15 protein-coding genes are annotated in these 12,955 nt (G+C 64.7%); 7 read left to right on the plus strand and 8 right to left on the minus strand.

Going from position 1 to position 12,955, the window contains the following annotated elements; genetic code table 11:
- Positions 1–5 precede the first annotated feature (5 nt).
- Complete coding sequence (locus TQ98_RS16325) at positions 6–1,961, plus strand: acetoacetate--CoA ligase (protein ID WP_044874212.1); 1,956 nt, start codon at positions 6–8, stop codon at positions 1,959–1,961.
- A gap of 8 nt (positions 1,962–1,969) precedes the next feature.
- Here the strand turns inward: TQ98_RS16325 and TQ98_RS16330 are convergent, their stop codons facing one another.
- Together TQ98_RS16330 and TQ98_RS16335 are read right to left on the minus strand one after the other, a co-directional pair.
- Positions 1,970–2,566, minus strand: a complete 597-nt coding sequence (locus TQ98_RS16330; RefSeq protein ID WP_044874211.1) for a DJ-1/PfpI family protein — start codon at positions 2,564–2,566, stop codon at positions 1,970–1,972.
- A 229-nt stretch (positions 2,567–2,795) separates the two neighbouring features.
- The gene (locus tag TQ98_RS16335) at positions 2,796–3,995 is read right to left on the minus strand and encodes a PilT/PilU family type 4a pilus ATPase (RefSeq protein ID WP_177410177.1); all 1,200 of its coding nucleotides are present in this window, start codon (positions 3,993–3,995) and stop codon (positions 2,796–2,798) included.
- A gap of 119 nt (positions 3,996–4,114) precedes the next feature.
- Between TQ98_RS16335 and TQ98_RS16340 the strand changes: the two genes are divergently transcribed.
- Positions 4,115–4,393, plus strand: coding sequence for a peptidylprolyl isomerase (locus tag TQ98_RS16340; protein WP_044874209.1), 279 nt, complete (start codon positions 4,115–4,117; stop codon positions 4,391–4,393).
- 141 nt (positions 4,394–4,534) lie between these two features.
- Here the strand turns inward: TQ98_RS16340 and TQ98_RS16345 are convergent, their stop codons facing one another.
- From TQ98_RS16345 to TQ98_RS16360, 4 genes are all read right to left on the minus strand, one after another.
- The gene (locus TQ98_RS16345; RefSeq protein ID WP_044874208.1) at positions 4,535–4,834 is read right to left on the minus strand and encodes a hypothetical protein; all 300 of its coding nucleotides are present in this window, start codon (positions 4,832–4,834) and stop codon (positions 4,535–4,537) included.
- Between the two features lie 76 nt (positions 4,835–4,910).
- Positions 4,911–5,099: a hypothetical protein gene (locus TQ98_RS16350; RefSeq protein ID WP_044874207.1), complete on the minus strand. Its 189-nt coding sequence runs from the start codon at positions 5,097–5,099 to the stop codon at positions 4,911–4,913.
- 260 nt (positions 5,100–5,359) lie between these two features.
- Positions 5,360–5,578, minus strand: coding sequence for a BPSL0761 family protein (locus TQ98_RS16355; protein ID WP_044874206.1), 219 nt, complete (start codon positions 5,576–5,578; stop codon positions 5,360–5,362).
- 224 nt (positions 5,579–5,802) lie between these two features.
- A complete protein-coding gene (locus TQ98_RS16360) occupies positions 5,803–6,018 on the minus strand; it encodes a hypothetical protein (RefSeq protein WP_044874205.1) in 216 nt (71 codons plus the stop codon).
- A 518-nt stretch (positions 6,019–6,536) separates the two neighbouring features.
- On the opposite strand from TQ98_RS16360, the gene TQ98_RS16370 reads away from it, so the two are divergent.
- Complete coding sequence (locus TQ98_RS16370; RefSeq protein WP_044874204.1) at positions 6,537–8,126, plus strand: ABC-F family ATPase; 1,590 nt, start codon at positions 6,537–6,539, stop codon at positions 8,124–8,126.
- A 123-nt stretch (positions 8,127–8,249) separates the two neighbouring features.
- Here TQ98_RS16370 and TQ98_RS16375 read toward each other — a convergent pair whose 3' ends face one another.
- Positions 8,250–8,858, minus strand: a complete 609-nt coding sequence (locus TQ98_RS16375; RefSeq protein ID WP_044874203.1) for an FMN-dependent NADH-azoreductase — start codon at positions 8,856–8,858, stop codon at positions 8,250–8,252.
- A 225-nt stretch (positions 8,859–9,083) separates the two neighbouring features.
- Complete coding sequence (locus tag TQ98_RS16380) at positions 9,084–9,590, minus strand: DUF1993 domain-containing protein (RefSeq protein WP_044874202.1); 507 nt, start codon at positions 9,588–9,590, stop codon at positions 9,084–9,086.
- A gap of 150 nt (positions 9,591–9,740) precedes the next feature.
- On the opposite strand from TQ98_RS16380, the gene TQ98_RS16385 reads away from it, so the two are divergent.
- From TQ98_RS16385 to TQ98_RS16400, 4 genes are all read left to right on the plus strand, one after another.
- Entirely contained in the window at positions 9,741–10,649 is a 909-nt protein-coding gene (locus tag TQ98_RS16385) for a LysR substrate-binding domain-containing protein (RefSeq protein WP_103102990.1), read from the plus strand.
- 98 nt (positions 10,650–10,747) lie between these two features.
- On the plus strand, positions 10,748–11,929 hold the full coding sequence (locus tag TQ98_RS16390) for an MFS transporter (protein WP_044874199.1): 1,182 nt from the start codon (positions 10,748–10,750) through the stop codon (positions 11,927–11,929).
- Positions 11,930–11,945: 16 nt separating this feature from the next.
- Positions 11,946–12,293 (plus strand): MmcQ/YjbR family DNA-binding protein, encoded by a 348-nt coding sequence (locus TQ98_RS16395; protein ID WP_044874198.1) that lies wholly within the window; start codon positions 11,946–11,948, stop codon positions 12,291–12,293.
- An 86-nt stretch (positions 12,294–12,379) separates the two neighbouring features.
- Entirely contained in the window at positions 12,380–12,937 is a 558-nt protein-coding gene (locus TQ98_RS16400; protein ID WP_044874197.1) for a putative glycolipid-binding domain-containing protein, read from the plus strand.
- Positions 12,938–12,955: the final 18 nt, after the last annotated feature.

Genomic DNA, 12,955 nt, shown 5'->3' on the forward strand with positions numbered 1-12,955 from the left:
CGCACATGGACCAGCCAATCTGGACGCCCAGCCCGTTGCGGATCGCCGCGACCCGCATGGATGCCTTCCGCCGCCAGGTCAACCAGCGTCACGGCCTGGACCTGGCCGACTACCCTGCCCTGCACGCCTGGAGCCTGGATCGCCGTGAAGCCTTCTGGCAGGCCGTGGTGGAGTTCTTCGATATCCGTTTCCACACCCCGCCCGGCGCCGTGCTGGAAGAAGGCGCCGCCATGCCCAGCGCCCACTGGTTCCCTGGAGCGACCCTGAATTTCGCCGAGCACCTGCTGCGCCGCCGCGACGACCATCCCGCCCTGGTGGCGGTAGGCGAAGACGGCAGCCGCGTGCAATTGAGCCATGCCGAGCTGGCCGCCCATGTGGCCGGCCTGCAGCAGAGTCTTAAGGCCGCCGGCGTGGGCGTCGGCGATCGGATCGCGGCCTTCATGCCCAACGTCTGGCAAACCGTGGTGGGCATGCTGGCGGCCACCAGCCTGGGGGCCACCTGGTCGTCCTGCTCGCCGGATTTCGGCACCCACGGCGTGATCGACCGCTTCGGGCAGATCGAGCCCAAGGTGCTGATCGCCTCCGCCGGCTACCTCTACGCCGGCAACCCGATCGACCTGACCGCCAAGCTCAATGAAATCCTCGAACGCATGCCCTGGCTGGAACAGCTTGTGGTGGTCCCCGGCACCCGACGCAACGCCGGCGTGACGGACTTCACCAGCCGCGCCCGCATCGCCCTGTGGGACGACTTCTACCAGGCCGTCGGCGAGCCCGTGTTCACCCCCGTGCCCTTCGATCAGCCGCTGTACGTCCTCTATTCGAGCGGCACCACGGGCGTGCCCAAGTGCATCGTCCATGGGGTGGGCGGCACCCTGCTCCAGCATGTGAAGGAGCACGGCCTGCACTGCGACCTGTCCGCGTCGGACACGCTGTTCTACTTCACCACCTGCGGCTGGATGATGTGGAACTGGCTGGTTTCCGGCCTGGCCCTGGGCGCCACCGTGGTGCTGTACGACGGTTCCCCCTTCCACCCCGGCCCCGAGCGCCTGATGGACCTGATCGATGCCGAAGGCATCAGCATCTTCGGCGCCAGCGCCAAGTACCTGGCCGCCCTGGAAAAGGCTGGCGCCAAGCCGCGCCAGAGCCACCGCCTGGAGCGCCTCAAGGCGGTGCTTTCCACCGGCTCGCCGCTGGCCCACGAGAGCTTCGAGTACGTGTACCGCGATATCAAGGACGACCTGTGCCTGTCGTCCATCTCCGGCGGCACCGACATCGTCTCCTGCTTCGCCCTGGGCAACCCGGTGCTGCCGGTATGGCGCGGCGAGTTGCAGTGCAAGGGCCTGGGCATGGATGTGCAGGTGTGGAACGACGACGGCAGGCGGGTGTTCGGCGAGAAAGGCGAACTGGTCTGCGCCCGGCACTTTCCCTCCATGCCGATCGGCTTCTGGAACGACCCGGACGGGGCAAAGTTCAAGGCCGCCTACTTCGACACCTTCCCCGGCGTCTGGGCCCACGGCGACTATGCCGAGGAAACCCCGCACGGCGGCCTGGTGATCCATGGCCGCTCCGACGCCGTGCTGAACCCCGGCGGCGTGCGGATCGGCACCGCGGAAATCTACCGCCAGGTGGAAAAGGTGGAACAGGTGCTGGAGTCCATCGCCATCAGCCAGGACTGGGAAGGCGATGTGCGAGTGGTGCTCTTTGTCCGCCTGCGGGACGGCGTGGTGCTGGACGACACACTACGGGATCGCATCCGCAAGGTGATTCGCACCAACACCTCGCCGCGCCATGTGCCGGCGAAGATCATCGCTGTTGCCGACATCCCCCGCACCTTGAGCGGCAAGATCGTGGAACTGGCCGTGCGCAATGTGGTGCATGGCAAGCCGGTGAAGAACACCGACGCCCTGGCCAATCCGCAGGCGCTGGAGTTGTTTCGGGACCTGGACGAGCTCAAGCGCTGAAGTCGGGCTTACAAATACGGCCTGATCACGCCCAGCGCCCGCTCCACGAACGACTCTTTCTCCCCCACCGGCGCCACGTAATGCAGCGCGGCGGCGCAAGCGTCTTCGCCAGCCAGCTTGGCGATCACCCAGGCCGCAAGATAAGGCGCGGACAGGCAGCCACCGGCAGTGGCCAGGTTGCCACTGGCAAAAAAGGGCTGGTCCAGCACCTGGACGCCGGCGTCGATCACCCAGGGCTTGGTGGTGAGGTCGGTACAGGCCGGCAGGCTGCCGAGCAGGCCGAGTTTGGCCATCAGCAACGCACCGGAGCATTGCGAGCCGATCAATTGGCGCTGCGGGTCAAGCTGCAGGCGGTCGAGGATGCTGCGGTCCTTGGCGATGTCACGGGTGAGGATGCCGCTGCCGAACAGCACCACGTCAGCCTCGTTGGCGAATTCCAGTGGCTGCTGGGCCTGGACCCGCACCCCGTTCATCGAGGTGACGTACTCCGCAGGTGCGGTGATTTCCGCCTGCCAGCCCTGCCCGCGCATGCGGTTGAGCAGGCCGGCGGCTACGAAGGAATCCAGCTCGTTGAAGCCTTCGAACGTCAGTACGGCGATTCGCATCAGGACCTCCCGGATTGGTTGGGTGCATGGAGCGAATCTATTCAGGCCGGGGCGCGGTCGCTATGTACAGACGGAATTAAATTTGGCCATACAGGTTGAACGGGGCGACGCGACCTGTAGGGGCGGACTCATTCGCCAACCGGACCGCAGGTTCGGCCTGCGAGGCCCATGGGGGCAGCTGCGCCGCCCTTGGCGAATGAATTCGCCCCCACAAGATGCCGCCTGCCCCTTACCTCGGCCCGGGCTCTTCTTCCTCGTCCTCGTCCAACTCTTCCAGCTTCAGCTCCATGCCGCCCCAGCTGGAGTCCTCGCTGCGGGTGGCTGCGGCAACCGGGCTGGCAGTGGCTTCCGCTGGCTGGTTAACCGGGTCTTCCCGGTACAGCTTGAGCTTCAGGCGCAAGTTGTTGGCCGAGTCGGCGTTCTTGATCGCCTCCTCCTCGGGAATGGCGCCCTCCACCACCAGGTCGAACAGCGCCTGGTCGAAGGTCTGCATGCCCAGGCCACGGGACTTCTCCATGATCTCCTTGATGGAGTGGAATTCGCCGCGCTTGATCAGGTCGCTGATGGTGGAGGTGCCCAGCAGCACTTCCACCGCGGCCCGGCGCTTGCCGTCCTGGGTCCGTACCAGGCGCTGGGAAACGAAGGCCTTGAGGTTGTTGCCCAGGTCGTTGAGCAGCTGCGGGCGGCGCTCTTCGGGGAAGAAGTTGATGATGCGGTCCAGCGCCTGGTTGGCGTTGTTGGCGTGCAGTGTAGAGATGGCCAGGTGGCCGGTGTCGGCGAAGGCCAGGGCGTGTTCCATGGTCTCGCGGTCGCGGATCTCGCCGATCAGGATCACGTCCGGGGCCTGGCGCAGGGTGTTTTTCAGGGCGGCGTGGAAGCTGCGGGTGTCCACCCCCACCTCGCGCTGGTTGATGATCGACTTCTTGTGCCGGTGCACGTATTCCACCGGGTCTTCGATGGTGATGATGTGGCCGCCGCTATTGCGGTTGCGGTAATCGATCAGCGCCGCCAGGGAGGTGGATTTGCCGGAGCCGGTGCCGCCGACGAAGAGCACCAGGCCGCGCTTCTCCATCACCATTTTCAGCAGCACTTCGGGCAGCTTGAGGTCCTCGAAGCGCGGGATGTCCAGCTTGATGTTCCGCGCCACGATGGAGACTTCGTTGCGCTGGCGGAAGATGTTGATCCGGAAGCGGCCGATATTGGGCAGCGAGATGGCCAGGTTCATCTCCAGTTCGCGGTCGAATTCGGCGCGCTGCTCGGCGTCCATGATCGACTCGGCGACCCTCGCCACATCCCCGGCCTTGAGCGGTTCGTTGCTCAGCGGCCGCAACAGCCCGTTGAACTTGGCACAGGGCGGCGCGCCGGTGGACAGATAGAGGTCGGAGCCATCCTGGGTGGCCAGGATTTTCAGCATTGCGGAGAGGTCCATGGAACGTGCGCATCCCTTGTGAGGTGAAGGCATCCGCTTGGCGGATCACCGGTGCCCAACTGTATGGCGGCGACCCATGCTGGCACAATGAACCGCTCCACAGTCCAAGAGGAATTCCCATGGCCAAGGCCCTTGCCCGCCATATCCTGGTCAAGACCGAGGCGGAAGCCGAACAGCTGAAAAAGCGCCTGGAAAAGGGCGAAGACTTCGCCGTCCTGGCGAAGAAGCACTCCATCTGCCCCTCCGCCAAGCGTGGCGGCGACCTGGGCGAAGTCCGTCCCGGCCAGATGGTGCGTGTGATCGATCAGGTGATTTTCAAGAAGCCCGTACGCGTCATCCATGGCCCGGTGAAGAGCCAGTTCGGCTATCACCTGGTGCAGGTGTTCTTTCGCGAGTGAGAGGTGTTGCAGAGGATGGGCACCGTCCGTGGCGCAGTGCCCATTGTGACGCTGGAATATGACGGCTGCGTTGCCGCCGTCATTTGGCTTCGCGGGACTTCACAGTCGGAACAGGAGGCGAGATCACCCCTCCCGCCGTCATCATTTCAACGTTTCCCGGGCGCAGGACCGTGAAATGTCGGTCAGCACCGTCATTTCTTCGTCCGTGGGCTTGCGCCCTTCGGTGACGCCCACCAGCTGCTGGGAGGTAAAGGCCTCCTGCATCATGCCGTTGGAGCAGTTGCAGTAGGCAACGGCCTTGTCCTGCGGGACCTGCCGGGCCGCACTGGCCACGCATTCCTGGGTGAACTTCTCACCGCCACCTTGCGGCCATTCCCCCGCTACCGCTGCAACGGCGCAGGCCTGCAGGGCCAGTACGCCTAGAGTCCGAGCTATCTTCACCTGCCATCTCCTGCCGGTCGCCGTCCTGAAGGCGCCATTCTTGCGCCAGCGGATGCCCCGCTGGCAATAGCCGGACTCACTTCTCCTCCGGCTCGAGCGGTTCTGTCTGGCCAGGCAGCCGATGGGGCGCCTCGACGCGCTCCTGCAACCGAACCGCGAATGCCAGGGCCGACGCCCGGTCGCGGAACGGAACCTTCATGCCGAAGGCCTCGACCTGCCACTCCTCCCGGCCGCCTCGGTCGACCTGCTGGATCGCGATTTCCATGGATTGCTCCCGCTGAACCTGATGGGAACCACGGCAGGGGGCACAAAGAAAAAAGGCCAACCGCTATGGTTGGCCTGCACCCTTGAGGTGGTATCGATGCGCGGGCGCATCGAGAAGTGCCGTGGAAGCCACTTCACCCTAGCGTTGCGGGATGACAGTTTGGCGACCGGGTTGTGACGGGGCGGCAACCTGACAGTCCATTTCGCGAAGCAACGCGTTCAAGGCCCATCAGGTCATATTCCGGGGTAGCGCGACCGTGGTCACGGCTCGATGGGCGAATTCCAGTACCCCTCCCCTCGCCGATGTGTTTCCCGCGCCCCAAGCAGCAATGGGTTGGCCAGCGTGGGATACGGGTAGTTCCTCAACAGAGAGCTGACCTCTTCCCGGACGGCCTCTGGCAGATCAGTGTCACGGGTCAGCCCAATCAGGAAGTCCCACGTCTGGATGACCGATTCAGTGCGCTTGTTCGAATGGTTCATTCTGCGTCCCCTTGAAACAACAGGAATGGTTGAGATCCAGCCGATCCAGGACTTTGCACGGGATGGAAGGTTCTGGGGGACCACTATAGGGAGACGGGGCAAGCCCAAATATCGTCGTTAGCGGGGATCTGTTGTGGTGATTGCAGCTACGCGCGTGTAGGGGATCGACTACACCCCCGATCAGGTCGGCAATTCCGTCCCGTCACCGGCGCCGGGATGAACGCTCAACCGTTCCGGCGTTCACTCCACTCGACTGCGCGTTGGATCTCCTGAATCGTGACAGTGAAGTGCGGGTGCTCTACCCAGCTGTATCTGGGGTCATTGCCGACGAGTCCCGCAACGGCCGTTTCAACCACCTGATCGCCAACGCCGAGATCCTTCGCCGCAGTCAGGACCGCCACCAGCGCTTGCATCAGGGCGGTCTCTTTATCACGTGCCATCGGGGTCTCCTCGATTCGACGCCCTGTCAACAATCAAGGCCCCAAAACCGCCGATGCGACAGTGCGACGCGACGCGACGCCTTGGTGCCCAGACGAAAGGAAACAGCCGCGGGTTGTCCCCTCCCGGACGCTGCAAAGGGGCACGCCGGGCGTCGGAAAATCGGCGTGAAACCGCTCAAGGCCCGCTCGTCGGTCTTCCGCCCTCCAGCACCCGGGAGCGCATCCGAGAGCCCTTCAGCCTTCATCACCGACGATGTCCGCCCCTGAACGCCTCCGGGATCAGATACCAGCCGTCATGCAATTGCCGCCGCACCTATGCGACAATCCGCGCCCTGTCCGGCATGAACCCCGCCTTCATCTCCCAGCAATACGGCCACATCGTCCCGATGCTACCGTCGACGTAAGCCCGCTGGATCTATTCCCGCTCCGATTGGAGTGATCGGGAACAGTTGAATATCGGTATCGGATCGGTAATCAGCCGAAGGCGCCACTTCGTAAGTTATTGATAGGTAAATCCCTTGATCTCCACCGCCAACATCACCATGCAGTTCGGCCCCAAGCCGCTGTTCGAGAACGTTTCCGTCAAGTTCGGCAACGGCAACCGCTACGGCCTGATCGGCGCCAACGGCTGCGGCAAGTCGACCTTCATGAAGATCCTCGGCGGCGAGCTGGAGCCGTCGGGTGGCCAGGTGATGCTGGAGACCAATACCCGCCTCGGCAAGCTGCGCCAGGACCAGTTCGCCTACGAAGACTTCAGCGTCATCGACACCGTGATCATGGGCCACGCAGAGCTCTGGAAGGTGAAGGCTGAACGCGACCGCATCTACTCGCTGCCGGAAATGAGCGAGGAAGACGGCATGGCCGTGGCCGAACTGGAAGTGCATTTCGCCGAAATGGATGGCTACACCGCGGAATCCCGCGCCGGCGAACTCCTGCTGGGCGTGGGCATTCCGCTGGACCAGCACTTCGGCCCCATGAGCGCCGTGGCTCCCGGCTGGAAGCTGCGTGTGCTGCTGGCCCAGGCGCTGTTCTCCGATCCGGACGTGCTGCTGCTGGACGAACCCACCAACCACCTGGACATCAACACCATCCGCTGGCTGGAAGGCGTGCTGACCACGCGTAACTCCACCATGATCATCATTTCCCACGATCGTCACTTCCTGAACAGCGTCTGCACCCACATGGCCGACCTGGACTACGGCGAGCTGCGCCTGTTCCCGGGCAACTACGACGAGTACATGACCGCCGCCGAACAGGCCCGCGAACGTCTGCTGTCGGACAACGCCAAGAAGAAGGCACAGATCGCCGAGCTGCAGACCTTCGTCAGCCGCTTCTCCGCCAACGCCTCGAAGGCCAAGCAGGCCACTTCCCGCGCCAAGCAGATCGACAAGATCCAGCTGGAAGAGGTCAAACCGTCCAGCCGCGTGAGCCCCTTCATCCGCTTCGAGCAGTACAAGAAGCTGCACCGCCAGGCGGTAACCCTGGAGAAAGTGAGCCAGGGCTTCGACGGCACCCCGCTGTTCAAGAACCTGTCCATGCAGATCGAAGCCGGCGAGCGCGTGGCCATCATCGGCCCGAACGGCATCGGCAAGACCACCCTGCTGCGCACCCTGGTGGGTGAAATGACCGCGATGAACGGCGAGGTGAAGTGGACCGAGAGCGCCGACGTGGGTTACTTCGCCCAGGACCACGCCGAGGACTTCGAGGACGACATCACCCTGTTCGACTGGATGTCCCAGTGGACCCAGGGCGGCGAGCAGCTGGTACGCGGCACCCTCGGCCGCATGCTGTTCTCCAACGACGAGATCAAGAAGTCGGTGAAGGTGATCTCCGGTGGTGAGCAGGGCCGCATGCTGTTCGGCAAGCTGATCCTGAAGAAGCCCAACGTGCTGGTGATGGACGAACCGACCAACCACCTGGACATGGAATCCATCGAGGCCCTCAACCTGGCCCTGGAGAACTACCCGGGCACCCTGATCTTCGTCAGCCATGACCGCGAGTTCGTCGGCTCCCTGGCCACCCGCATCATCGAGCTGACCGAGAACGGCGTGACCGACTTCAGCGGCACCTATGACGACTACCTGCGCAGCCAGGGTGTGATTGTCTGATCCGTTCCAGGCTGAAGGCTGCATCTGTAGGGGCGAATTCATTCGCCCCTACAGGGAATATTCGCCGCCGCTGGAAACAACAAAGCCCCGCAATTGCGGGGCTTTGTGTTTTCAGGCGCCGGATCAGGCAGTGGCGAACAGCTCGCCGATCTGCTCGTTGGCAGCCTTGAGGGCGTTGGCGCGGGGCTCTTCGCCGTAGGCCAGGCCTTCGGCGCGGACGATTTCGATGTCGGTCACGCCGAGGAAGTTCAGCACCAGCTTCAGGTAGTCCTCATGGGCCTGGCCGCTGACCTGGCCGGAATGGATGCCACCGGCGGTGGAGACGATCACCACCTTCTTGCCACCGGCCAGGCCTTCAGGGCCGTTCTCGGTGTAGCGGAAGGTCTTGCCGGCGACGGCGATGCGGTCGATCCAGGATTTCAGCTGGCTCGGGATGGTGAAGTTGTACATCGGCGCGCCGATGACGATGGCGTCGGCAGCCAGGAATTCGTTGAGGGTGGCCTCACCCAGTTCGGCTTCGTGCTTCTGCGCGGCGTCGCGCAGTTCAGCCGGGGTACCGCCAGCCACCAGGCTCAGGGCGGACAGGTGGCTCAGGGCGTCGCCGGCCAGGTCGCGATAGGTGACCTTGGCGGCCGGCTCGGCGGCTTGCCAGGCGTTGATCACGGCGCGGCTGAGCTGGCGGGAGGCGGAGGCGTCGCCGAGGATGCTGGAGTCGAGGTGCAGGAGCTTCATGGTGGGTAACCCTCAGTTAAGGACCGGCGACGGCCGATCTGATGGGGCAATCCTATCCATGTCGACAAAAGCTGATTAGACAGCGATTTTGTGATTCAGCGTCCTACCCATGGGACAAAACCGCTCGTAGGGCGGATCACGCCTCACCGATCCACCATCGGCGGCCGGGTCGAGTACGAAGGGTGGATAGAAGAGCGCTATCCACCCTACATGGCACAAGAGGCGTCAGACGCCGCCCAGGTAATCCATCTTGCCGACGTCCACGCCGTTGTGGCGCAAGATCGCGTAGGCGGCGGTGATGTGGAAATAGAAGTTCGGCATGGCGAAGCCCAGCAGGTAGTCGCGGCCGCTGAAGCTGATCTCGCCACTGCGCATCTTCAGGACCACCGTGCGGCTTTCGCTGCCGTCCAACTGGCTGGCATCGATGCCCTTGATGAAGTCCAGGGTCTTGGTGATGCGCGCCTGCAACTCCTCGAAGCTGGTTTCGGTGTCAGCCCAGCTGGGCACCTCGACGCCGGCCAGGCGCGCAGCGCAACCCTTGGCCATGTCGCTGGCGATTTGCACCTGGCGCGCCAGGGGATACATGTCCGGCGCGAGGCGCGACTCGATCAGTACCTTGGGTTCGATGCCGCGCGCCTGGGCATTGGCCTCGGCCTTCTTGAGGATGTTGGACAGGTTGCCGAGCATGCGCGCCAGTACCGGGAGGGAGGCCTCGTACATGGACAGGGACATGGTGATCACTCCATTTCGGGTGGGGGAAAGAGGCTCAGGTATAGACCCAGTCCGACCATCCGGCAATGACGGCAAGAGTCCCGCCAAACAAAGCAATGGCGCGAGAATAGGCCTCGGCGCGATACTTCGTCCCACCGACGGGACGATGCCATGCAAGACCTCAATGATCTCCTCTATTTCGCCAAAGTCGTGGAACACGGCGGCTTCTCCGCTGCCGGCCGCCTGCTGGGGATACCCAAGTCAAGGCTGTCGCGACGCATCGCCGAGCTGGAAGCCCGCCTCGGCGTGCGCCTGCTGCAGCGGACCACCCGCAAGCTGGCGCTGACCGACGTCGGCGAACGTTACCTGCGCCACTGCCAGGCCATGCTGCTCGAAGCCGAACAGGCCGAGGAAACGGTGGCCAGCGTGACCGCCGAACCCCGAGGCCGCCTGCGAGTGTCCTGCCCCGTGGAGCTGGCACACTCGATGCTGAAGACCGTGATCACCGATTTCCTCCAGCGCTATCCCCTGGTGCAGCTGGACATGTTCCTCACCAACCGCCGGGTGGACCTGCGGGAGGAAGGCGTGGACGTCGCCCTGCGGGTACGCGAGGCCGGCGATGAGGACCCGACCCTGATCGCCCGCCAACTGCGGCCGGCCCAGGCGTTCCTGGTGGCGGCGCCGAGCCTGCTGGCGGGAGTCAGGATCGAGACACCGGACGATCTCCAGCGTCTGCCGGCGCTGGGCGGCCTGGAAGCGGACCGGCGCATTCACCACTACCTGCGGGACAGCCACGGCAATCGCCGGGAAGTGGTGCTGGAAGCGCGACTGGGGATCGAGGACTTCGACGTGCGCAAGCACGCGGTGCTGGCGGGCCTCGGCTTCAGCATGCTGCCGCAGATGAACTGCGAGGCCGAACTGCGGGACGGCAGCCTGGTGCGCCTGCTGCCGGAGTGGGACCTGCCCGGCGGCCACCTGCAGGCGGTCTACACCCACCGGCGCGGGATGCTGCCGGCCGTGCGCGCCTGGATCGAGCACCTGGCGGAGGCCGTGCAGCACAGCCCCCACGTGATTGTCTGAGCCATCGCGAGCAAGACAACCATTAGCCAGCTTTCTTTGCCGCCGCGAGTCGAGGATGATGAGCGGCGTTCCCTTCCGCCCCGAATCCAGGTTCTGCCATGAGCACGCCACGGCTGTCCGCGTCCTCCAATACCCTGCAGATCATCTCCATCGTCTTCTTCACGTTCGTCAGCTTCCTCTGTGTCGGTCTGCCGATCGCCGTGCTGCCCGGCTACGTACACAACGACATGGGCTACGGCTCGATGATGGCGGGCATCGTCATCAGTACCCAGTACCTCTCCACCCTCCTCTCCCGCCCGATGTCCGGCGGACTGGCGGACCGCCTGGGCGCCAAGCGCGCCGTGATGTACGGCATGGCCTGCTGCGGTCTGTCCGGCGTGCTGACCCTGCTGTCCACGTCCCTGGCGCAGGTCCCCCTGGCGAGCCTGGCCCTGCTGCTGGGCGGCCGGGTGCTGCTGGGGATCGGCCAGGGCCTGGTAGGCACCGGGTCCATCAGCTGGGGCGTGGGCCTGGTCGGTGCGGAGAACATGGCGCGGGTGATTTCCTTCAACGGTATCGCCTCCTACGGCGCGGTGGCCATCGGCGCTCCCCTGGGCGTGGTGATGGTGGGCGGCCTGGGGCTCTGGAGCATCGGCGCGCTGATGGCCCTGCTCTGCGCCGTCGCCCTGTTGCTGGCCTGGCCCAAGCGCCCGGCGCCCATCGTCCAGGGCGAGCGGCTGCCCTTCACCAACGTGTTCCTGCGCATCGCCCCCAACGGCACCGCGCTGGCCCTGGGCTCCATCGGCTTCGGTACCCTGGCCACCTTCATCACCCTCTATTACGCGAGCCTGGGCTGGGAAGGCGCCGCCTTCTGCCTGACCGCCTTCGGCTGCGCCTTCATCGGCGCGCGCCTGCTGTTCGTCAACAGCATCAAGCACCTGGGCGGCTACCGGGTGGCCATCGTCTGCCTGGCAGTGGAAAGCCTTGGCCTGTTCCTGCTCTGGGGCGCCACGACGCCCTGGCTCGCCCTGGCCGGCTCGGCGTTGACGGGCGTCGGGTTGTCGCTGGTCTACCCCGCCCTGGGTGTTGAAGCGGTCAGCCGCATTCCGGCCGCCAGCCGCAGTTCGGCCCTGGGCGCCTACGCGGTATTCTTCGACCTGGCCCTAGGCATCGCCGGGCCGCTGATGGGCGCCATCGCCGGCGGAGCGGGCTTCGCCGCCATCTTCCTGGTGGCTGCGCTGATGGCGCTGACGGGCATGCTGCTGTCCGTGTGGCTGCAGCGCAGCGAATCCAGAACCTGAAGGAACAGGAGCCACCATGACCCCCGATCAAGTCGCCGCCTTCTGCCTGAAACTGCCGGGCGCCCGGGAAGACCTCAAATGGGGCAGCAACCGGGTGTTCTCGGTGGCCGGCAACAAGATGTTCGCCATCCTCGATTTCCTCGGCGATGGCCTGGCCTTCAAGGTCCACAAGGAGCTTTTCCTGGGCTATGTCGATCGTCCGGGCATCGTCCCGGCGCCCTACCTGGCCCGGGCTCACTGGATTGCCATGCAGCGGCCCTACCCCATGAGTGATGACGAGCTTCGCGACCTCCTCACCCGCTCTCACCAGTTGGTGGTCGCACGCCTGCCGAAGATCCGCCAGGTGGGCCTGCGGCTCGACTGAAGATGGCCCTGGACGGGCTTTGTTCCAACCGGTTGCTACCTTTTCTCCATGGACCTGCGCCAACCCGCGCCAAGAGACCTGAATCGATGAGAACCACCGCCATCTGGACCCATCTGTGGAACACCCGAGCGCCCGCCCAGGGCCTGGAAGATTTCCGCCTGGAGGGCCGCCGGGTGGACAGCGCGATGGTGGCCTTCGACGACGAGGGCAAGCCGTATCGCCTGAGCTACACCCTGGAGTACGAGAAAGGCTGGGAGCCCCGTGCCTTCAGCGCAACGGTTCGCGACGGCCGTGGCACCCGCAGCCTGGTCCTGCGCCGCGACGGATTGCACTGGTTCGACGCCAACGGCCTGAAGCTGTCTGACCTGTCCGGCAGCCTTGACCTGGACCTCTGGCCCACCCCGTTCACCAACAGCCCGAGCATCTGGCGACTGTTCCTCAACCCCGGCGAGCGCCGGGAGATCGACGTGGTGTTCGTCGAGGCGCCGCAGTTGAAGGTGCGGCGCATGCGCCAGGCCTACACCCGCCTGGACCAGATCCACTACCTCTACCAGAACCTCGATGGCAGCGGCTTCGAAGCGGTGCTGAGCCTGGATGAGGATGGGTTGGTGAACCGGTATCCGAAGTATTTTCAGCGGGCGTGATCGGCGGTTGAACGAACA

The sequence above is a fragment of the Pseudomonas sp. LFM046 genome (genome assembly GCF_000949385.2).
GTDB lineage: Bacteria > Pseudomonadota > Gammaproteobacteria > Pseudomonadales > Pseudomonadaceae > Metapseudomonas.